16 protein-coding genes are annotated in these 22,746 nt (G+C 50.4%); 6 read left to right on the top strand and 10 right to left on the bottom strand.

All coding sequences use genetic code 11. The features are described from left to right. Positions 1 to 142: 142 nt before the first annotated feature. A complete protein-coding gene (locus MHN33_RS17870) occupies positions 143 to 2,593 on the bottom strand; it encodes a DUF2309 domain-containing protein (RefSeq protein WP_239399911.1) in 2,451 nt (816 codons plus the stop codon). Position 2,594: 1 nt separating this feature from the next. Continuing rightward, on the bottom strand, positions 2,595 to 4,169 hold the full coding sequence (locus tag MHN33_RS17865; protein ID WP_239399909.1) for an NADH-quinone oxidoreductase subunit L: 1,575 nt from the start codon (positions 4,167 to 4,169) through the stop codon (positions 2,595 to 2,597). A gap of 102 nt (positions 4,170 to 4,271) precedes the next feature. Here MHN33_RS17865 and MHN33_RS17860 point away from each other — a divergent pair, with 102 nt between their 5' ends. Continuing rightward, complete coding sequence (locus tag MHN33_RS17860) at positions 4,272 to 5,147, top strand: LysR family transcriptional regulator (RefSeq protein ID WP_239399907.1); 876 nt, start codon at positions 4,272 to 4,274, stop codon at positions 5,145 to 5,147. 68 nt (positions 5,148 to 5,215) lie between these two features. Then, complete coding sequence (gene dgt, locus MHN33_RS17855; protein WP_239399905.1) at positions 5,216 to 6,691, top strand: dGTPase; 1,476 nt, start codon at positions 5,216 to 5,218, stop codon at positions 6,689 to 6,691. A gap of 4 nt (positions 6,692 to 6,695) precedes the next feature. On the opposite strand, the gene MHN33_RS17850 is transcribed toward dgt, so the two are convergent. After that, the gene (locus MHN33_RS17850; protein ID WP_239399903.1) at positions 6,696 to 9,446 is read right to left on the bottom strand and encodes a tetratricopeptide repeat protein; all 2,751 of its coding nucleotides are present in this window, start codon (positions 9,444 to 9,446) and stop codon (positions 6,696 to 6,698) included. Positions 9,447 to 9,767: 321 nt separating this feature from the next. Between MHN33_RS17850 and MHN33_RS17845 the strand changes: the two genes are divergently transcribed. Continuing rightward, positions 9,768 to 9,977, top strand: a complete 210-nt coding sequence (locus MHN33_RS17845) for a cold-shock protein (RefSeq protein ID WP_010385841.1) — start codon at positions 9,768 to 9,770, stop codon at positions 9,975 to 9,977. A 158-nt stretch (positions 9,978 to 10,135) separates the two neighbouring features. Next, on the top strand, positions 10,136 to 11,278 hold the full coding sequence (locus MHN33_RS17840; protein WP_239399901.1) for a hypothetical protein: 1,143 nt from the start codon (positions 10,136 to 10,138) through the stop codon (positions 11,276 to 11,278). Positions 11,279 to 11,386: 108 nt separating this feature from the next. On the opposite strand, the gene MHN33_RS17835 is transcribed toward MHN33_RS17840, so the two are convergent. The 7 genes from MHN33_RS17835 to MHN33_RS17805 all read right to left on the bottom strand — a co-directional run bounded on the left by MHN33_RS17835 (position 11,387) and on the right by MHN33_RS17805 (position 18,290). After that, a complete protein-coding gene (locus MHN33_RS17835) occupies positions 11,387 to 11,878 on the bottom strand; it encodes a GNAT family protein (RefSeq protein ID WP_239399899.1) in 492 nt (163 codons plus the stop codon). 147 nt (positions 11,879 to 12,025) lie between these two features. Continuing rightward, positions 12,026 to 13,384: a DUF3526 domain-containing protein gene (locus MHN33_RS17830; RefSeq protein WP_239399897.1), complete on the bottom strand. Its 1,359-nt coding sequence runs from the start codon at positions 13,382 to 13,384 to the stop codon at positions 12,026 to 12,028. Beyond that, positions 13,371 to 14,810: a DUF3526 domain-containing protein gene (locus tag MHN33_RS17825; RefSeq protein WP_239399895.1), complete on the bottom strand. Its 1,440-nt coding sequence runs from the start codon at positions 14,808 to 14,810 to the stop codon at positions 13,371 to 13,373. The genes MHN33_RS17830 and MHN33_RS17825 overlap by 14 nt, the downstream gene beginning before the upstream one ends. Positions 14,811 to 14,849: 39 nt before the next feature. Then, complete coding sequence (locus tag MHN33_RS17820; RefSeq protein ID WP_239399893.1) at positions 14,850 to 15,572, bottom strand: ABC transporter ATP-binding protein; 723 nt, start codon at positions 15,570 to 15,572, stop codon at positions 14,850 to 14,852. A gap of 163 nt (positions 15,573 to 15,735) precedes the next feature. Further along, positions 15,736 to 16,188, bottom strand: coding sequence for a hypothetical protein (locus tag MHN33_RS17815; protein WP_239399891.1), 453 nt, complete (start codon positions 16,186 to 16,188; stop codon positions 15,736 to 15,738). Between the two features lie 9 nt (positions 16,189 to 16,197). Continuing rightward, positions 16,198 to 17,463 (bottom strand): MFS transporter, encoded by a 1,266-nt coding sequence (locus MHN33_RS17810; RefSeq protein ID WP_239399889.1) that lies wholly within the window; start codon positions 17,461 to 17,463, stop codon positions 16,198 to 16,200. 5 nt (positions 17,464 to 17,468) lie between these two features. Then, positions 17,469 to 18,290, bottom strand: a complete 822-nt coding sequence (locus tag MHN33_RS17805; protein WP_239399887.1) for a nicotianamine synthase family protein — start codon at positions 18,288 to 18,290, stop codon at positions 17,469 to 17,471. A gap of 166 nt (positions 18,291 to 18,456) precedes the next feature. On the opposite strand from MHN33_RS17805, the gene MHN33_RS17800 reads away from it, so the two are divergent. Together MHN33_RS17800 and MHN33_RS17795 are read left to right on the top strand one after the other, a co-directional pair. After that, positions 18,457 to 19,629: an efflux RND transporter periplasmic adaptor subunit gene (locus tag MHN33_RS17800; protein ID WP_239399885.1), complete on the top strand. Its 1,173-nt coding sequence runs from the start codon at positions 18,457 to 18,459 to the stop codon at positions 19,627 to 19,629. Further along, on the top strand, positions 19,626 to 22,730 hold the full coding sequence (locus tag MHN33_RS17795) for an efflux RND transporter permease subunit (RefSeq protein WP_239399883.1): 3,105 nt from the start codon (positions 19,626 to 19,628) through the stop codon (positions 22,728 to 22,730). Before MHN33_RS17800 ends, MHN33_RS17795 begins: the two co-directional genes overlap by 4 nt. Positions 22,731 to 22,746: the final 16 nt, after the last annotated feature.

The raw sequence follows: 22,746 nt of genomic DNA, 5'->3' as shown, positions 1-22,746 counted from the left end.
TCTTGATGAAATTGACAGGGTTACTGTTAACTCTGGCAGATCCACGCCAATATACCAAGCTGGCTGGCAATAAAAAAGCGGCAACCTACAGGTTGCCGCTTCGTGCCCCACAGCTTTGTTCTGGTATTAGCCATACCAGAAATCAAAGACACTGTACTATTTTCTGTTCTTCATTTTGGCTGGTTTGTGCCGCAGACACCGGCCACCAGCGCTGCTGATAAAAACGGTTAATTTCGCCCGTTTGTTGCCACTGGAATACGTATAACCACTCGTTATCGATCAACTGTTTAACCACATCATGACGACCAGTTATCTCTTTGATCGCCGATTTGGGTGCAGCCAGGTAAACCGACAGTCGTTGCATCTGATGCATCCAGTCATGTCCATTGTGTAATGACTGCATCGCAAGGCCGGTTCTGAGATCCCCGCCATTGCCCTCAAACACGCCAATGTTGCCGCCAACCGCATTGTGCAGCACCTTGTTACCACTGCCAAAATGCAAATTGTCTGTGGTCGAGGCGTTGTACTGCATGTTGATCCAATGAGTGACCAGCATAGGCGCGGTCATTATGGCTTCGAGTACCTTAAAGTTTGGGTCGTGCTGCCACTGATAGTCATGTAAAAAACTGCGCCCCTGAAGATCAGTGCCTCGGGTCCAGCTGCGCGGTGCCACAATAAATGCCGCATTGTTTGCCAGCCCCCATTCTGGACGCGTCTGAGACCAATCCAGGCTGCGGGCTATCAGGGCCTGGTCCAGCGCGTCGCGGTCGGCATCTGCCAGCTGTGCATCCAGCTTCACCGCGCGCTCTTTTTGTGCAGCCGCCGTGGCACTTTGCAGCCAGGAGATTATCTCCGCATCAGGTTGTTCGCCATAACAGCGCAGGTGATCGGTTGTGGTATTGTGCAGCGCCGCAACAAAGTGGGTCTGCGCAGGGATCTCAACCCCCAATGCCTGCAATTCGGTGCGCACCGCTTTGTCGTTCAGCAGCCAGGCCAGCACTTTGACGTTCACTTCACCACTTTGTCCGCCACAGGCACCGCATCCCAGCCCGGCTTCTTGCAAGTTATTGGTCGAGTGACTGCCATGGCCCACTAACAATACGGTAGGTGCAAACTGCTCGAATCCCATTGCATGCAACACACCGGCGGCTAGCTGAGCCTTTTGCCGGGCACTCAGCTCTTCGCCGTCTTGTGTCAGCGACCAGTCCTGGCTGTTGGCCAGCTTATCGACCGGATGGGCCTGCTCAGAGGCAAAGAATGCCTTTTTCAGGAGCTTAAACGTATCCAGCCAGCCTGCCGATTCCACCATAGAAAAGGACGCGGTGGCCGATTTAGAAAATCCCTGCCAGCGGGCCTGAGCATTCAGCGAGGCTGCACCGTGCTTGTCAGATTGTGCTTGCGTGGCCACCAGGCTGGGCAACAGTAACCCCGGACACTGAGGCCGGTTCACGTCAGCCTGTTGCGGTTGGTAGGAAAGTGGCAGGCCAAAAAAGCCTGCAAATCCCATCGTCTGGATATTATCGCTTTGTGCTTCGAGTGCACGACGATAGATTTCAGAACGTACATCGATACAAAATGCGGCTTGACACTGTATGGATTGCGTCGAATGACTTGCCGGTTTGCTCAGTACGTGGTGTAGCTGTTGCTGGTAACTTAGCTCCGCCGCCCTGGCCCAGATCCACAGCGGCTTTTGTTGTGCCTGGTGTTGCGCTGGCAGGTTTAGCAGCCGGACGAGAGATTGTCTCCATGCGTGCTCCAAAGTGGTAAAAAAAGTTGGAAAATGTGCTTGCTGATAGCGCCACAGTACCAGCTCCCAGGCCATACGAATTGCCAGCAGGTCCAGCATCTGGTCGTGTGGCTCACCATTAAGCTCGCCCTGCCAGCGCAAGTAGGCAACCCAGGCGCCCCATCCACCAATATCCAGTAACAATGCGTGTGCATACAGTTCAACCTGCTCATCCTGTACAGCAAAAGTGCTCAGTGCCTCGGCTATCAATGCGTTCGGATCATCCGGTAACTGTTTAAAGTAGCGGTGTAAGTCGGGCTCGTCCAGTACAATGCTGAGCCCCCGGTCACGCTGACTGATCACCAGCCAGTGCGCGTACAAATCCGGCTGTGCCTGGCTGTGCTCGCGGTGCAACATAGGCTGCGCCTGTTGAAAATGGGCGGCACAAAACTGGCTGATCTGATGCACTATCTCGTCACACCAGGACATCTTGTGGCGCGCCCGGTGCTCATCAAGCAGTGCCGACAACGATTGCCAGGGCAGCTTTTCTCCTGCCTGTTCGATTGTCCGGATCAGTTCATCGACGCTTAATCCCAGCCCGGATTCTGCCAATGCAGTGCGCAGGGCCTGTTGACTTATCAGACCGCGCCGATAACTATCCAGGTAGTCGCTCTCAGGCATTAGCATGGAAATACCTGCCAGTGCGCTGAGCCGCGCGCTCACCTGCTCTATGCGCTCATGGCGCATGGGCCAGTAAGGGCTGACGGCTATCATCTGATCCAGCGGCCAGCTGGGTGCTACTTGCTGACAGGCAGCCTGGACAGCGCTGCGCTGTGCCTTTGTAAGCGTGCATGTATCACTTACCATGTTAAGACTCCTGAATTAATTCATACTGGCGCTTGGTGGCGCGCTGCGATTTGACTGGCGCAGGTAACTTCACAGGCCAGATTTTCAATGTCAGACGGGTCCACCACTCGTCCAGATACAAACCGGCAAACAACACCACAGATAAACTTTGCACCCGAGGGTGCGCTGCCCGGTAGGTTAATAACCAGTTCAGTACAAATAAGCTGACAAACAGCACCATCACGACATTGTCGGCGGCACTTAGTGGGGCTTCATGCAGAGACACACCGGCAAACACGGTCTGTGCCAGCAGTGTCTTCATCGCCGCATAGCTGGCCAGTAGCAGTACACTCACCAGCAGTACACCTGTCCACGGCAGGCTATGATGGGCACTGCTGCGCTGCGCAAGAAGCAGAGTCAGCGACATGGCCAGTAAAGCCCACATGCTTAACGCCGTGCCCTGACCAACCAGCCAGTAGGTGAGCGCAACCAGACCCACGCTAAGTAGTACCGCGCCCAGCCAGCGTGCCAGCGAAGGAGTAACGGACACTGCCAAACGCGCCTGCAGGTTATCGCGAACCGCACTGCCTGAGTCCAAAAAGGCATGTGCTTTGTAGGCCGAGTGCGCCAGTAAATGCAGCAGTGCCAGCTCGTATAAACCCAGCGCACATTCAACCAGCATCAGGCCCATCTGTGCACTGGTTGACCAGGCAAGACGCACCTTTACGCTGATCCGGGTCGTCATGATGAGTGCCGCAAGCACCGTTGTCAGGCCACCAGCCAACAACAGCAACCACTGAGCAGCAGCAACCTGCATCACCAGAGGCGCAAACACTATCATTAAAAAGCCACCCAAATTGATAACACCGGCATGCAGCAAAGCACTGACCGGGGTAGGCGCTTCAACCACCTGCATCAGCCAGCCATGGACTGGCAGCTGCGCGCACTTGAGCAGCGCGACAATCACCAGCATAACTGCCCCAACCTGGGCGTAAACACTGACCTCTGGGTTAGGTGCCTGATAATGAGCCAGAATATTGCTTAACAGGAAGGTGTCGTGGGCCTGGTACAGGCAGAGCACGGCAATAAACAGCGCCAGCTCGGCCAGACGTGCCAGTATAAACTTTTTGTGCGCGCCCAGCGCAGCACGGGGGCGCTCGGGATAGAATAGCAACAGCTGATGCAAAGCCAGGCTTATCAGGGTCCAGCCCAGCAGGAACAAGAGTAAATGGTTACTCAGGACCACCAGAGACACCGCCGCCAGTGTGCCCAGCAACCAGCGCCAGTAAACATTCAGACGTGGCTCCCCGGCCATATAGTTAACAGAAAAGCGCATGAGAATGATGGCCATAAATACCACCAGGGCAGACATGATAAGGCCCAGCGACGTTACGTGCACAGATTGAACGAGCACGCTTTGAGAGAGTAAATCAACATTGGTGCCCTGCCCGGCAATGGCCGCAGTGAGCAAAACCAGTAACCAGCCAGACAGCGCGTTAACAAATCGCCTGCGGATATGACCGGCACGGCCACAATACCAGGCACTGAGCGCAAAACTGAGCGTGATGACGAGCATCATCATTAGCGATATTGACATAATTATCCCACTCCATTCAGAACGGGCTCAGTATGTCAGACGTTGAAAGATATAAAAAATATATATATTCTAACCAAAACATATATTTTATATAACTATAAAATGAGTCGACTCAACTATCACCACCTCTATTATTTCTGGCGCGTTGCCAAAGCAGGCAGTCTGACTCAGGTTGCGCAGGATGTTCACATCTCTCAGTCTGCCCTGTCTATCCAAATCAAGCGGCTGGAGCATACGATGGGTGTGTCATTATTTGAAAAACAAGGACGCAAGCTGATCCTGACCGATGCCGGAAAGCAGGTGCTCGGTTATGCCGACGACATTTTTTACAAAGGGGAAGAGCTGGAATCTTTCTTACTCAAAGGCGTGGCTACCGAACGACAACACCTGTCCATTGGTGTACAAACCACCCTGTCGCGAAACTTTATAGAAAGCTTTATCAGCCCCCTGCTCGAAGACCCTCACATCAGCTTTACCCTCACCACCCGCGATATGGACAGCCTGTTACAGGGATTAAGCAACCATGGGCTGGATCTGGTACTCACCAATCGTCCGGCCAGCCAGGGCGAATCCCGCTGGCATACTCAGCTGGTGTCGCGCCAGCAGGTTGCCATTGTCGGCCCCAAAGGCGCGGCCATCAACAGCGACTTTCCACAAGGGTATGACACCGTGCGTTGGGTGTTGCCCGGACCCACAACGGAAATCCGCTCCGCCTTTAATGCCTTGTGCGCAGCCCATGAATACAAGCCCAATATTCAGGCCGAAGTGGACGACATGGCGATGCTGCGACTACTGGCCAGGGACAGTGGTGCGCTTGCAGTGCTGCCTCCTGTGGTGGTCAAAGACGAAATTGCCCAGGGCATACTGGAACAGTATCAAAGTCAGCTGCCCATATTTGAACACTTTTACGCTATTACCACGTCTCGGAAATTTGTGCCCCAGGCCTTACTGGACTTACTCAGACATCCCTTATCGTAATATTGACAGTGTTGCTTTATGACTAAGAAACAGACAACATAAAGGTATAAATAAAGTCATAAGGAAAGATGGTGACGACATTTAGCTGTAAGATCCGAGCGGATCGCCCCTACGAGTTTCCAAGCAATAAGTTATATAAACAATTTGAAAGTGATCGCAACCGCATCATCACTTCAGCTGCAATCCGGCGGCTACAGCAAAAAACCCAGGTTTTCCCGCTGGAGCGCAATGCCGCAGTGCGCTCCCGACTTACCCACTCTCTGGAAGTACAGCAAGCCGGGCGTTACATCTGTCAGCTTATCTGTGAATTACTGAATGAGCCAGAGACCGAACATCCCCCGCTTGGCGACTATGAACGCATGCTGGAATCCATTGTGGAAATGGCCTGCCTGATGCACGATATAGGCAACCCGCCATTTGGTCACTTTGGCGAGGCGGCCCTTAGTGACTGGCTGGCACAGCACATCGGGGACATCTACAAAAAACTCAGTGCTAAAGCGATGCGCCCCGACGTGCTCAGAGATCTGACCCATTTTGAAGGCAATGCACAGGGAGTGCGCCTGGTGCACACCCTGCTAAATCTGAACCTGACCTACTCACAGGCCTCAGGCATTATGAAATACACCCGTTGCGGGTCTGAGGCTCCGCCAGCAAACGATGATCCGCTCAGTTATCTGAAAAAGAAAGTGGGTTTTTATCTCAGTGAACAGCACTACATTGCGAAGCTCAGATGTGCCCTGGATATTGCGCCAGGTTGTCGCTCACCCTTTTCCTACATCATGGAAGCCGCTGACGATATTTCATACGGCATGGCCGATCTGGAAGATGCGATTGAAAAGAACATACTGAGTTACCCGCAACTCAAAACCGCCCTGCAGGACACCTATCAGACACTCAGTGCACACTTGCCAGCATCAGAGCAGACACTGATGGCCGACATCATTAAAAAAGCCACAGAAAAAGCTCAGAAAATGGCAGGAAACCAAAGTCAGTTCTTTGTTTTTTTGCGGGTGCAGGTCAACCAACGGTTACCACATCACGCAGCCCGGCAATTTGTCGATAATTTGGATGCTGTGATGTGCGGCCAGTTTAATCAGGCGCTAATTGAAGATGGCAGTGCCTGCCACTTGCTCATCAAAACCTTTAAACGGGTTGCCAGAGAGCGGGCTTTTGCGCACCCAGAAGTCGAAGGGCGAGAACTGCAAGGTTACCGGGTCATCAGCGGGCTGCTCAGTATTTATGAACCGCTGCTTCAGTTAGGAAAAAACCAATTTGCCAAACTCATGGACATCGATATACCCGTCAATACCGACGTTCCCAAAATCCCGATTTATTCCGCCAGGCTATTTAAAAAGCTACCCGAGAAGCACAAACAGGCTTATCGGACCGCACTTTACAGTGACACGATGAACGCCGTTATTCCCGATCCTCAGGAGCAAGAATTTTACCTCAGAACCAGGCTGATCATTGACTTTATTAGTGGCATGACCGACCAGTTTGCTTTTGATGAGTACCGGGCGTTTCAGGTAATAGCGGAGGTCTAGTCGGCTAATCATATTCTCTCAACTGAAACGAAAACTTAGCACCACCAAATGAGGACTGTTCACACTGGATCTCGCTTTTAAATACATGCGTCACCAGGTTATAGACGATGTGCAACCCAAGCCCGACATTGCCTTTGTGCCTGGCTGTCGTATAAAAAGGATCAAATATTTTTTGCCGATCCGCTGCCACTACTCCGTGCCCGTTATCTTCAACACATAACTGAATCGCATCTTCAGTACGTATAGCACTGACTTTGAGAATGAGTGACTGTTGCGTCGTGCCATGTTGCAATGTATTTATGAATAGTATCTCCAACACCTGGAGCAAAGCATCGATATATGTAAATAACGTCACAGGTTCCGGTAGGATAAGCTCCACGCCTCTGCGTTGTTCACTGTCACAGGCCAAATTAAAGGCAGTGCTTACCAATTCACAAAGCTGACAAGTACCACGCTGTTCAAAACGCCCTTTCACTGCAACTTTTTTAAACTGCTCAACCAGTCCGCCAGTACGCTGTAATGCACTTTGGGTTAGCTGAACACTTTCTGTCAACGTGTCCAGCCCTTCGAATAACCCTTCACGTGTTAAACTCCCTGAACGGGCGTTAGTTCCAAGGGAGTGCAGCTGTACCTCGATATTAGAAGACGCCATAATGGCAGTCCCCAGAGGCGTGTTAATTTCGTGTGCAATGCCCGCTACGACAGCGCCTAAGGCCACCATTTTTTCTGCTTCAACTAAGTTTGTTTGCGTTTCTCTTAGCTCCGCCAGCGTAGACTCCAGTGCTTGGGTGCGTTTTTTGACCAGTGTTTCCAGCTCACTATTAAGTACCAGCAGATCGGCTTCTTGCTGTTTTAGCAAAGTTATATCATGCTGGATCCCTGATAAACGGGTGGGTTTTCCGCATTCATCCCGAGCAACCACTTTTCCTTTGTCGTGTACCCATAACCACTCATTGTCTGATGTGCGAACCCGGTAACTGATGGCAAACGCATCCTGCTCGTTGTTTAATAGCGCGTCTATTTCGCTAGCTAATCTCACCTGGTCGTCACCAAACACATAATCCCCAAAATGCCTGGCACCAGAGTTGACCGATTGTTGCGGGATCCCGGCCATGCTTTCGGCGTTTTCTCTGGTGATGAGTCCGCTAGCGAGGTCCCAGTCCCAAAGTACATCGCCACTCCCCCATAACGCCAGGCTCAGCTTTTGCTCTTTTTCTTCTATCTTCTGATGTGCATCAGTCACCAACTTCAACTCTCGCCTGTGTACTCGCCGGCGATAGACAAACCAAGCGAGCAACAACCCAGTAACAACGGAAATGACGAGCAAGTTACGATTGGCGATTTTGTTATTCAGTGTCGCCTGAGTCAGCTCGGCCTGCTGACGAACGAACTTTAAATCCCGCTTGGTTTCGCTAACCTGATTTTGGATCACCAGCATTTCTATCCGCTGCTGGCTTTGTAAGTCAAACAGCTCCCCCCGCTCTTTCTGTAATCGCGTCAACATAACATATGCATCCTGATAACGACCCGTTCTCGCATACAGAACAGATAAATGATCATAGGCACTAAACAGCACAATGTTTTTCTGTGCCTTGCGGGCCTGCTCCACAGCCTCTGCCCAGTAACTAATGGCTCGGTCAGTCTGTCCTAATCGTTCAACCACCCGACCCAACTCAACCAGACCTTCCGCGATTCTGCCAGCCGACTTTCTGGCTCGATAAATATCCAATGCTTTGCTCAAAATGACATAGGCATCCTCGAGACGCTCTTCTGTGATAGCAATTCGGCCAAGATACAAATAGGTAGATCCTTTTAGCATGCGATTATTCAGCTTTGTAGCCAGCGTTAGCGCCTTATTTAAGTAGTCGCGGGCCTGCTCGAGATCTCCGTTTAAGCGATGACTTTCCCCAAGATTATTGTATGAATACACCATACCCCGTTCGTAACCTATTGATGACTTTAGCGCCAGAGACTGTTTGTGCATCTCGATCGCTTTATCATAACGGCCTAAATCTTTGTAGATGATCCCGGTATTGTTGTAGCTAATGGCTAACGACTTTTCACTGCCAAAGGTGTGCATACCTTCCAGGGATTCAAGCTGATACATCAAGGCGTTGTCCAGATCGCCCGTAGCACGATAAACAGAGCCAATGCGGCCCTTCGTTTTAACCTGCCCAACCTTGTCTCCAAGCGCTTCATAGACAGCCAGCGCAGCCAAAAGCTGCCCAAATGCACTCGCAAATTCATTGCTGGCATGGTGCACATCAGCCATAATGATGTGTGCCTCAGCCAGCCCCTTTGAGGGTTGCCGGGACGGGTATTTCTCCAGCAGTGTCTGAGCATCCAGTCTTGCCTGCGGATACATTGAACGCTCCAGATACATTACTGCTCGCATCTGCAGCGCAGTGCGGAGTAAATCGGTGTTGGCATGTTGCCGTGCAAAAGCCAGTACTTCATTCAACAATGACAATGCAATTTCGTTGTGACCGATGAATTTACTGGCCTGTGCCTTATGCAGCTTAAGGCGCTGCCAAAGTGCAGGGTGTTGATCCAGTGGTAAGTTTGGTGACAGTAATTCAATCAGTTCAAGTGCGGCTCTGGCATCCACGGTCGACTGTTGCGCCAGATACTGATTCAATAACTGCAGCTGTGTAACACCTTTGGCGTTATGCACCTCCTGAACTGTTGGAACAGCACGACAATATCCAGATACAGATATAAGAATAAGTACACCAAATACCAATGGAATTCTCATTCTACTCTCCACCATAGGACCTAGTCCAAGTGTAGCGTATCATTCTGGTTTAACCTTCTGGCTTTGTATGCAGAGCACCAATTTAGCCTCTTAATGACCGACCGCACAAAAACAAATTTGAAATTTGTACAAATAATACTAGACAGGCCCAGTGAGTCCCTGTAGAGTGAAGGCCGCTAGAAAGAAAGTCGATATTTACATCCTACAATTCGTTGTTTTACACCGCGTAACGCAACCTGCAGTATTTAAGTTTCACCTCTACTTTTGATGCATTCACACCTATCGAAGGTTAATTTTTTATTTATATTACAGGTTAATACTATGTCTAACACAGTTACTGGTACAGTTAAGTGGTTCAACGAGTCTAAAGGTTTTGGTTTCATTTCTCAGGAAAATGGCCCAGACGTATTCGCTCACTTCAGCGCGATTCAGGGCGACGGCTTCAAAACTTTGGTTGAAGGCCAGAGCGTAGAATTCACTGTGTCTCAGGGTCAAAAAGGTCCTCAGGCTGACAAAATCGTAGTTCTTTAATTACTACGCATTTTGCAAGAAAAGCGAGCTAAGGCTCGCTTTTTTCGTTTCTATTCCCCTGCTCTGCAGTTCCGATGCATGAAAAATATGCATCTTCATAAATTTGTCACACACATCTAAGCTGCTAGCCTTGAGTAGACAACTCAAGGAGAGACACCATGAAAGCACAGATTGCGCTGTTCAGCGCAGCACTGGGTTTGTGCAGCCCCACTTTTGCGCACACATTAAACACACCCACATTTGCCAGTCAGTTTTATTATGACGGCCTGATCATGACACTCGACGGCAAAGGCTACTTTGGACAGCAATGGATTGAGAATGCCACAGACGTCACCTTGTTTCCTAAAAATGGCAATACCGCCCTATGGACGCTCACACTAACCAATGCGCTTGGCCAGCCTGTTGTGGGCGCGCCAGTTGAAATTAGTGCAGCGCCTCTGACTCTGACTGCACCACAATGGCGCGAACCAAATGATATGGCCGCCCGCTTTAGCCGCAGTGTGCGTACTAAGATATTGACCCGTATTGAACAAGGCCTGTTTCGTTTAAAGGCACCATTTGAGGTATCAAGCCCGGTGACGGATGCCCGAGGGCAGATTACGGTTTCTATTCGCAACTTTCATAGCTGTGGCAACGACAGTCTACCGGGCTCAGACAGGTTTATTGCCCGTGTAGGGTCACTGCAACAAACCTTAAAGGTCAAATGCGCGGTGACCGGCCTCGTGCCTATCCCGGATGCCCCTGCTCAGGGACTAACAACAGCAGGGTTAGTCGGTCGACATTTACACCCCAACTTACTCGCGGCACTGCAAAACCTTGGTCGTGCCTGGCACGCACAACCCGATAAACCAGCCGGTATGCCAGATCACTTAACCATTACCGGTGCCACCATGCGCTGGGGTGGTATTAACCCTCCTCACTTTACCCATAAGTTTGGGGGCACCATCGACATTCGTCCACTTGGCACACAGAGTGGGCCCATCAGCGTTGGCGATGCGGCTTATGACCGCCAGGCAACGCAGAGCCTGGTTGATGCTCTGATCCAGCTTGGTGCAACCCAGATCATCTTTGCCGATAATCTGACCGGTGTGACTCAGGTCAAAGCCAATCATAAAAACCATCTGCATGTGAGCTTTCTGAGCGAGCCGCTGGAGCCGTGGGATCATCATGACTCTGACTTGGATGACGAAGGCCTGCACTGGCATAACTATGATGGCATTTACGATACCCGGTATTTTATTCCTACGGTAAATCAGCTTAAACTCAATGCCGATCTGTTTAACCTCAAACAGCAGAAATAGTGTCATCACGGGCTACCACGTCTCTAATTCACACTGTGTCAGGCACACCCGGTAACCCCACGCGTCATCAAACAACAAGGCCAGCCCTTTGCTTTGGCAAGTTTGCTATTACCCGCATAACTTGCCAAACAGCCGCGCATCAAAAAACTCGCCGTCTTTGTATATTGCCTTGCGGCGTAGCCCTTCAAATTCGAATCCGAATTTTTCCAGCACTCTTGCCGAGCGAGTATTTTGCGCGACAACCACAGCTTCCAGCCGGACCATATCAGTATCGGCTTCAACCTCCGCCATCAACAGCTGCAATGCCCGGCCGGTAATACCCTGGCCCCAATATTCCTCGCCCAGCCAGTAGCCAATTTCTGCGCTACGGCAATACTCGAAAGTACCCGGCCGCGCCCCGATACACCCGATCAGCATGCCATCCAGAATAATGGCACGCGTTATCCCCTGCTTGCTGCCAGTCGAGATCCACCACTGGGCATCTTCCGGGGTATAAGGAAAAGGGACTTTGGGTGATAAATATTGCACAGTGGCAGGATTGTTTAAGTAACGAACCAGGCTTTGTTCATCTGAAGGTTCAAATGGTCTGAGTGATAACATGCGTGCCCCCCCTAGCAAAATGGATAAAAATTGGAAACATCCATCCTACTGCGCGCCCCCTAATTCGGCAATACCCTTTTACATAAATTGTTCATGCTACCTGGTTGGTACATACGGGCGACTACCACCCGTATGATTTGAGGAAGATTAAAGCGGTTTTAGCTGTCGGACCCTGATGATCGACAGTGCAGAGATGGCCAGTACGAATAAAGCACTGAGCAGCAACTTCCAAAACCCGCTGGCCGCTTCCATCGCTTGCGCTTTAAATAGTGGAAAATCTTCGACATCCTGACGTGTAACTGGCTTGCCGAAAAACATAAAATCGTAGAAGAAATGACGCATGGCGCGGTGATAATCGGCCACCTGTTGCTGGTACTTCAGCTGATAACCGCCACTGGTATGAGCCAGTTCATTCAGCGAAAGCTGAAAGAATAAAGCCGGAGACAGCATACTCAGTGATTGCAACCGGGCCTGACGCGCCTGATTGTTCTGTCTATACTCCTCAACGATAGCCTGCACCGCCAGATCGCTCATATGCTGCTGCGCATAATACCATTTCCAGTCGAATGCCTCGCCCAGAGGCGCGGTATTTTGCCAGGGTGTTTCGTACCTCAGAAACTCATCCAGCGTGGCTTGCTTGTCCTTATCCCAGCCATCATTGAGTGTCATACGCTGTTGCAGTGTGATCTCCAGCGGCGCATCACTTTGATATTGACCAGACAAATATAAGTGCACAGCCCCGGGGATCAGTAGCGCCAGTACCACCCAGCTACTCAGATAGGCCAGACTATTCACCACACTGTTTTTAGCAAAACTCATAATCAAGGTTGCCAGTGCAAACCAGAACACCATATACAAGCTGGTCGCACCCAGCACTATCCAGAACAGAGCATCAAATGGCAAAGACAATATCAGTGCAGCGCTGAGCAACAAGATAACCACCAGTACCCAGATGACCATAAACCGCAGCGCAATCTGCTTGGCAAGTAGCCCAAATGCACTGTTAGGCAGCGCGTTAAGCAATCGCCAGCGGCCCGCTTGTTGCTCGTCTGAGATCAAAGTCACCGTTAGTATGCCTATCACCAGAGGCAGAAAATAAACCAGCACAAAGCCGAGATCCAGGCCACCTGCCCGTTGTTGAGCCGGATTGACAATCTCACGATTGAAAATCTGGCTTTGCAATGCCGTTGCACGAATTTTCGTGGCAACCATAGACGACGGGGTCTCGCCCACGAACAAAGCGGCCCAGGGGCTCAACTTCCACTCAGTCGGGGCACTGGCATAGTAGGCCAGAGATCCCGCTGCGGGCAGCGTTTCACGGCTATTGACATGTTCCCGCTCTTTTTGAAACACCACCACAGATTTATACTGGTCGATGCGTACCGACTTGTACCCAAGTGCCCCCTGGTAGATGGCAAACACCCCCGAGATGATAAATAACACCAGCACCAGCTTGTTAATGGTGCCGGCAAACAAACGTTTGCATTCGAGTTTAAACAGCAGCATAGATCCTCCTCTGCATCCCGTTTGAGTTCAGGAAAATAAACAGGGCAATAACCGCCAGCAGCGGCAAAGCCCAGGCCAGAGAAAACGCGCTCAATGACCAGCTCAGCTTCGGCAGGGTGTAATGAAACGCATCAAACTCCTGCCAGTAGGATTTATCAATCCGCTGTGCTCTGTCGTCGTGATGGTGGATCTCATGAGTGTGTAACTGATTCAATTTCTGGATCCGCGCGTATCGGTGCGCTTCGGCTTGCTGCTCAAAATCCAAAAAGTGTCGGGTGTCTGTCCGGGTTAATGCCATAGAAAAATCGCGCACAAATAAGTAGGGATTGAGCCAGTAAAACTGACTGACAAACTGGCGCTGCGCGTCAAATTGTGCAATTTGCTGCTGATAGTGCTTTTTGTAAATCTCGGCGTTGAGCTTTTCACCTTCGCGCATCACCAACCCTTTGTAGTTAACCGGCAATTCCTCGACTGAAGATACGCCATATTTTTTCAGGGTTTCTTCGCGAAATTTACTGAAGTAGGGGTCGTCCGGATTATGGCTGTCTCCGACTTTACGGTTATCCAGCTTGATGGCCAGTTCAAAGTCATTGCGTTTTTGATGTGGATACTGATGATGGGCAAATTCCGCCAGCATACGTGGCATCAGAATGGTCAGAATAAACCAGATTGAAGTCAGCAGCACCAGTGCCTGCTTAGGGGCTTTCACCAGGCCTGAAATTAAGAGTGTTACTGCAATCCAGAACAGGCAATATAGCAGGTAAGCCCCAAATAACAGCAACAACCTGAGTGGTGCTTCTGCCGAAAACTGTGCGCCGGTACCTGCCGCAAGGCCCAGTGCCAGAACAAACACAGGCAAGATAAACATAACAGATACAAGCAGATAGCTAAGGCTTTTGCCAGTGATTAATTCACGAAACGACACGCCCATAGACATAAGCTGTCGAAGCGTACCACTTTTTTGCTCTCCACTGACGCTGGCAAACCCCAACGCAATAATCAGCAATGGCCAGATGATCAGCAAAATATTGGCACTACTGAGCTCAGAAAACCGTAATAAGGTGCCGCCATCCTGATCGTTGGCAAAATTGGCGCTATTTTGTTTATGCGCCTCCAAAAAGATGCTGTCACCCACCCAGGCATTCACACCCAGGTCAAAAAAGCTGAGCGCACTGGGAGGGCGGAACGCAAAGTGACCAAAGTGTGCCACCCGATGAGGGTGCCTGTCTGGTTGTGCATTCCACTGTTGCTCGACAATTTCCTGCGCTTTGGTCTGGGTATGTACACTGTGTTGATACTGCTGCCAGCCGGTAAACAAGGCAACCGCCAGTAATAACTGGATCATAAAGAAGAGCAGCCACAGGCTGGGACTTTTGCGTTTACTGGCCAATTCATGGCGACAGATCTGCATTATTTTATTATTCATAGATAAGACAATTCCTGTTTAAACATCGAGGTTGCAACATTAGCTGGCTGCACGTATCGCCGTTTTCCCTGAAATAAGTTCGTGGTAGGTGGTTTCCAGGCTACTCAGTGGCAGCTTGTTGTTATCCAGCAGGGTCAGCAATTTGCCTTTATCCATGATGCCGATTTTGTCGGCCAGTGTATGCGCGCAGTAAAAATCGTGCGTCACCATCAAGATAGCAGCGCCCTTTTTAGCCAGCCGTTCGATAATGCGGATAAATTCCAGCGTCGCGCTTGGATCCAGTCCGGATGTTGGCTCATCCAGCAGTAACACTTTGGCCTGGCGCATAATCGCAAAGGCAATCCCGACCTTTTGTCGCATGCCTTTTGAGTAGTTCTTTAAAGATTGTTTACGGGCATTTGGCTCCAGGCCGGTTTCATCAAGCGCCGCATGGATCTGGGCCTCACTCACGGACAGTCCCGACAGACTCGCCAGATATTTCAGGTTATCAATGGCATTGAATTCCTGATACAAATTAACCTGCTCGGGCAAGTACACCAGCTTATCTTTACAATTGGGGCCCTGGTTTACATCCACTGAATCGATCAATGCCCGGCCACTGTCGGGCTGTAAAAAATTTAGAAAGATATTCAGCGTGGTGCTTTTCCCCGCGCCATTGGCACCCAGCAGACACATTATCTCGCCCTGCTCAACTTTAAAGCTCAGCTCGCTGATCACCTGTTTATCTGCAAATGATTTGGTTAACTGTATGGCTTCTAACACAAATAGTACTCCCTGATACAATAAAAACCGCGCACGCCGTGTTGCCTCGATAAAGACCTGAACACTCAGCATGGGCGGTTTGGTAAGACGCAATCAACGCCATGTTTAGTTATAACATAACATCAAATAACTAAATAGAAACAGTTTTTATTTCTCTAAGGTATTAAGCTGTGGGCACCAAAAAGCTCGCAGTCCCTGTAAAAGCGCCGCCTTCAACGTGGATCTGACCATTCTTGTAATACACAAGATTATCCGACAAGCGCTTTTTACAGTGCTTAGGGAAGAAGCCTTCAAAGCGAACTTCTTCGGTTGTATTGATGGTACGCTTGAACTTAATGTCCAGATCTCTGAGGTAGACTTCCCCCACTTTTTCGGTCAGCTGGTTATCCCAACAGCCGTAGATAATACCAAGCTGAGAGATCCAGATCATGGCGCTTTGCGCACTGAAATGAAACCGGCCATCTCCGGGCATTTGAAAATGCTCAACATTAATGCGACCGTCAATATAACCGGGCTCTAAAGAGACGGAACTAAAAGACATACGCTCCTCACGCCAGCCATTTTCGAGATAGTCTGACATATAGGCTCGTTGCTGCGCTTGAGTAAGTTGAATCATGGTTAATCCTTACTTTGATGTGGTTGGGCTGGTTGTTTGAATTTGGGCATGGACATCGCGTGTTGACATAAACAGTGTGTTACATATGGCAGTGCCCAAGCCGATGACGACCAGACAATACCAGGCCAGATCGTCACTTAAGCTGGCATAATCGAATGCCACGCCCACCACAGCGCTGCCTGCTATCAACCCGACTCCGGCAAATAAATAGAAAAATCCGTAGTGTGTGGCCACCGACTTATCCTTTGCCAGTACAGAAATCTGGCTCATGATAAAAGGAAAACTCACCATAGTGCCAAGCGTAAACAGGACAGCAAGCAGGCTCATTGGCAGGTAATACAATACACCGCCCTGATAAGGCCAGACCGGGATCAAGTTGGCAAAAGACAGCCCCATCAGAGCTATGCCGATGCTGATCCACTGATCAGGAGACAGATAACGCTCGCACAGCCGCGTGACCGGAAATTGAAAGCAAATAGAGATAAGTGCACACAAGGTCAGCACCCAGGCGACATCTCCCGGTGCGCCTGACTGATTGACGATATGTAGCGGGATGGCAAATGAGATCTGATTAATCAGCATAAAATAGCCCGACATGATCAGCGAAAAGAGGATGAATGTGCGGTTGCCCAGTACACCTGCAATCATAGCCGATACGCCGCCTTCCTTCGAGCTTTCCTTAGCTGACGCGTTACTCGTTTTAGCCTGTTTACCCGGCAACAACGCCGTAAACAGTAACGCAAACAGTGCAAAAGGTAACGCTGAGACCACACATAACACATCAAAGCTGACACTCAGAAGTAATAAGCCGCACACCGGACCCAGTAACTCACCGCCATTTCTGGCCACGCCTACCAGCGCAAACATTTGCGCACGACTCAGCTCGGTTTGTTTAGAAAAGTAAGACTGGGCTGCTGGGGTAAACAAGGCACCAGCAAAGCCGCTCAGAAAAGCTGCTAAAAACAGAACCTCTGTGATCTGAGACAACAGAAACAGACAAAACCCGAGTGCCCGAAGTAAACACCCGATCACTATCAGCTTCTTCACGCCAAACAAGTCGGCCAGCAGACCACCAACCAAAAACAATCCTTGCTGACAAAAAGAGCGCACACCCAAAACCAGTCCAACCAGGGTGGCGCTCAGCAGCAAGTCTTGTTTGAGGTAACCCGCTAAAAACGGGATCAGCATGTAAAAGCCGAGATTAAACACAAAAGCTGCGATGAGCATCCAGCGGTATTGGGCGCTGAGCCTAAGGTAAGAGGTAACTATCGACATGACAACTAAACCGGTTTGTGAGCAATCAAAATAGAATGAAAGTTATCGGCATAGGTCTGGATCTTCAGTTTCAGCTGAAATGGCGCCAGCCCGGCCTCATCCACACTTGGATATAACAGCGTGCGCAGGTTGAAGGCAGTGCGAACCACCAGTTGCGCACCCGGGCGCATTTGTTCATATAAGTGCGCAATAATTTTACCTTTGAGCTGCGCATCTCCAACCAGAGCGGCAAGCCAGATAACATCGTACTGGGTCAGTTCTGCCTGTTTACAGATATCATTGTGAATAAACTTCATCTGATTGTCAGCCGACAACGCGCCACAAACCTGCTTACCAAGCAACAGGTCATCCTGCTGAATATCGAGGTTATCCACTTGCAGCCCTGCGTTATACAAGGCCATAGAGGTCAGTGGTAGTGCGCCGGAGCCGACCATCAGGACCCGCTTTACCGGCTCTGCTGACAGCGAATGAATGGCGTTAATTTCCAGACCCGTAGCGCGTTGATAGTGGTTGAAATACGGATACTCATCTCGAAGTACCTGATCAGGTGCATCACTGTTAACAAGACGCTCCGCCCAGTGTCGCTCGTACATACTGGATGCCATACTAAACAAGTGTTGGATCTGAGGTTTAATGGCCTTTATTTTGGCCTGTTCAAGGACCTGCTCGGCAAACTCACTGCCGTGCTCGTTTGATAGCAAACCCAGAAACCGATCAAAGACCGCCATGGTTTGGGCGTTGATGATTAGCGTCTCCATGCTATGAATTTGTTCATAAACGTCCACAATTTGCGAGGCGTGGATCCCTACGTGATTCGCGATAGTCATAAGTAAGTCACTACTGTACCGTTCCGATTTTATGTTATAACATAACGCAAGGGTTATTTATGTGTAAACCTCTTTATTCAATAATTTTTAATTAAGTGAGTTACTTAAAATTTTTACGAAACAAATATTTTACGATGAAAGTTAAGTGACAAGCAGGGAAATATTCATGGACACAAATAAAAATAAGTCTTTTTATCATCTATTTAAGCATCGTTCGGTTGCCCTGCTCCTGGTGCTGCTTTTGGGTAGTTCTGCCTGTGTCGCGTTAGTGACACTCGCCAAAGCCCCTAAAGAGGATCAGGTTCAGCAAACCGTGCTGCCACAGGTATCGAGTACAGCCTTGATACCCACAGATCACCAGACTACTTTACATTTATCAGGGGTTTTAAAACCGGCCGAGCAAACAGACGTTGCCTTTGAACTCCCTGGCAAAATTGCCTGGCTCAACGCCGGGTTCATTGAAGGTGGGATCATTAAAAAAGGAGACGTACTGGCCAGACTTGATCCCTTTGATTACCAGACTCAGTTACTCAACAAACAGGCAGAACTCGCCCTGGCTCATGCCCGCTTGTCTGAACAAATCGCATTGGCTGATGTGGCAAAAAAAGAATGGGCAGACAGTCCACACGTCACCGATCTTGCACTCAGAAAGCCTCAGATTGCCAGCGCCCGCGCACACCTAAAAGCAGCGGAAGCAGAACTGGCACAGGCCCAAAAGCACCTGGCACGCACCCACTACTACGCCCCTTACGATGCACTGGTTGCAAAACGCGATACTGGCCTTGGTCAGGTCATTCAGGCAGGTCAGCCACTTGGCCAGCTGATCAACCTGAGTTATGGTGAACTGCATGTGCCTGTCGCCCAGTTTGACCAGCCTTTTTTGCCTCCCCTGCCAGCAGCCGATGTCAGGGTCATAGCCCGAAACAACCAGCGCTGGGGCACACTCACACGTCATACAGGCCAGCTCAGCGATACCACCCGAATGGCCTATTATGTGATCAGAATAGACGACCCTTATGCACTTCACAGCACTTTGCCTGCCGTACACTTTGGGCAGTTTTTGCAGGCTGAAATAGCCGGCATTACACTTAAAAACGTCCTGAAAGTGCCTCAGGAGTGGGTTAAAGATGACACGCTCTGGTTACTGAGCCCAGAACACAGGCTAGTGCAATACTCCGCTAAGGTGCTGCGCAGAGAGCACAGTAGTGTACTGATCAGTGCCCCGCCCCACTCAGATTATCAGCTGGTCACTCGACTACCTGATTATCCGCAAACAGGTATGCAAGTGCGCGCCCCTGTCCCACATACCCAGCTGGCCGTTAAAGGAGACACGCAATGAGCCAGCAAAGTAAACTGATCGGCTATTTTGTTCATCACCCGGTCGCCACAAATCTGTTGATGCTGTTTATCGTTTGTATGGGCTTGCTGAGCTATCAGGGGATCCAGCGACAAACCTTTCCTGTCTCCGACAACAATAAAATTGTTGTCACTGCCACCGAGCTGGGCGCCTCAGTCAAAAAAGTAGAAGAAAATATACTACTCAAAATTGAACAGGCGCTGAAGCCTCAGGTCGGCATTAAACGCCTCACCAGCCAGGCGACCCCCTCGCGTGGCCGGGTGGAGATAGAGCTGGAACACGATCAGGTTTTGGCACATCGTCTGGATGAAATCAAAATGAAGCTGGATGCCATTGCCACCTTTCCACCCGCCATGGAGCCGCTGCAAATTGTTGAGCGGGCACAGCGTCAGCGCGCGCTGAGCGTCGTGTTATCCGGCCCGGATAACCCACTCGAACTGAGGAAGCTCGGGAATGAACTAAGAGAAGAGCTACTGCAACTTGACGGGATTGCACACGTCGACCTCTCAGCCATTCCCGACTATGAAGTCGCCATTGAGCTGTCGCCACTCAAGTTACGGGAGTACAATCTCAGCCTGTCGGACGTAGTGCGTGCAATCCAGACACAGGCCGATAACGTGTCTGCCGGTGAGATAAAAACCGCGCGCGGTAACATCTACCTCAGACTGGCACAGCGGGGCTACCAGGGCTCAGCCCTGGCCAGCACACCCATTATCACTGGCCCTTTAGGTGAGACCGTGTACCTGCGTGATATCGCAACCATCAAAGATGGATTCCGTGAAACCCTGGATGCCGGGCGCTTTAATGGCAAGCAGGCCGTTTACATCATGGTTCTGGCGGCCAAAGAACAGTCACTAACCGATGTCGTTGCTCAGGTTAAAGCTTATGTTGGCTACAAACGTCAGGCGCTGCCTGAACACATCAACATCTATGAGTTTGTTGATGTGACTTTCTATCTGCAGGGTCGCCTCAATATGATGCTGGAAAACCTCGCTCAGGGTGCCATTTTGGTATTTATCGTGCTGGCCGTATTTTTACGTACCCGGCTTGCTATCTGGGTGATGCTGGGCCTGCCAGTGTCCATGCTGGGCGCTTTCTGGCTGATGCCGATATTCGGGATCACCATGAATCTGGTTTCCTTATTTGCCTTTATCATGGTGCTGGGCATTGTCGTGGACGACGCCATAGTGATAGGCGAAAGCGTCTGCGAGGAAGTTGAGTCAAATGGCCACTCTTCGCAGCAGGTGATCAGAGGGGCACAAAAAGTGGCTATGCCAGCCACCTTCGGCGTACTGACCACCATCGCCGTCTTTATGCCCTTTATGTTCAGCAGCGGTCCTAACTCAGGGCAGTTCATAGCCATCGCGGGTGTGTGTATTTTATGTCTGTTTTTCAGCTTAATTGAATCTAAGCTGATCTTACCTGCACACCTGGCTGCAACGCGTTTACCGCCCAAGCCAGCTGAGCACTGGCGTAACCGCTTTAACAGCAAGCTTCAACAACTGCTGAACAACCATTATGCGCCCTTACTCAAACACTGTATTCACTATCGCTATGCGGTCATCGTTGGATTTATGTGTTTGCTGGCTCTGGCTATTTGCCTGATCATCAATGGCTTGTTGCGCTTTACACCCGTTCCCAAAGTGCCCCATGATTATCCGTCAATTAATATTCAGATGGACCACAGTGTGTCCGAAGCACACACTGTGGCCGCCGTTGAGCAAATTGAAACCCTGATTAACCGTGTTGAGCAAGATATCCGAACTCAGACTGGTAAGCCAATGATGGATGTCATGTATACCCGCATCGATCACCTGACGGAGGCCGAAGTAGTCGTTCCTCTGGTGCCAGAAGCAGAGCGCCCGTTTGATACCTTTGAACTGGCCAGACGTTGGCGGGAACAGTTACCTGATATACCTGGTGTAAAAAAGCTGACCATAGAATCCGATGTGATCGACATTGCTGAGAAAACGGATCTGGAGTACCGCCTGTTTGCCAACGATGCTGAAACCCTTTATCAGGCCAGCCGGGCAATGATCGACAAACTGAATAGGATCAGCGGTGTTCACAGCGTCTACTCCTCACTCGATAGTGCGCAGACTGAATATCAGATCCAACTTAAGCCACTGGCGCACCAGCTAAACCTGAGCGCAAAAGACGTTACCCGACAAGTAGGGGCGCGATTCTATGGTCTTGAAGTGCAACGCGTCATGCGTGAAGGCCAGGAAGTCGTGTTCAAAGTGCGAGGTGCACAGGCCGACCGTCAGCAATTGAGTGCCCTCGACCACACGCTGATCACCTTACCAAATGGCGAGCAGGTGTTCTTTGGTGATGTGGCGCATACCGTTGAAGTGCCCGGCTTTTCGAGCATTAGCCGTGAGCAGGGCTATCAGGTCGCTACAATCAGTGCCAATGTGGATGAACAATACACAAGCATTGCTCACGTAACCGAACACATAGAGTCACAGCTGCTGAGCGAGCTGACTCAGGCCCACCCGGGACTCACTACCCAGCCCGGCGTCACACTGCAAGCACAGCGACAGGAACAGAGCCAGGTGCTGGTATTTGGTCTGGTAGGTTTACTGGTTGTGTATTGTCTGCTGGCCCTGCCGCTGCAAAGCTACCTGCAACCTGTCCTGGTGATGTCTGTGATCCCCTTTTCCATGGTCGGCGCACTGTGGGGTCATTACCTGCTTGGCTATAGCCTGAGCATGATGTCGATTTTTGGTATTGTTGCGGCGGCTGGGGTGGTGATCAATGACTCCCTGGTTATGACGGATGTGATCAACCGCTACAGATCAGCCGGCCTGGAAATTAAAACTTCGGTTATCGGTGCTGGAATTAGCCGCTTTCGAGCCATCTTGCTCACCTCACTGACCACCTTTTTAGGCCTGGTACCCATAATGTTTGAGTCGAGCCTGCAGGCGCAGTTTGTGATCCCAACGGCCATATCGCTGAGCTTCTCCGTGTTGTTTGCAACCGGGGTCACACTAATTATGGTGCCTTGTATGTATGTGATGCTCGAAGATATCAAGGAGGTGTCTGGCGCCTTGCTGAGACCAATCAGGCGTCTGCTGGCCTAGCATCAAAAAGCCCGGC

The sequence above is a fragment of the Pseudoalteromonas sp. OOF1S-7 genome (assembly GCF_022347765.1).
Classification (GTDB): domain Bacteria; phylum Pseudomonadota; class Gammaproteobacteria; order Enterobacterales; family Alteromonadaceae; genus Pseudoalteromonas.
Note: the sequence above shows the minus strand (reverse complement) of the source record. Positions and strands in the feature narration are given on the sequence as shown.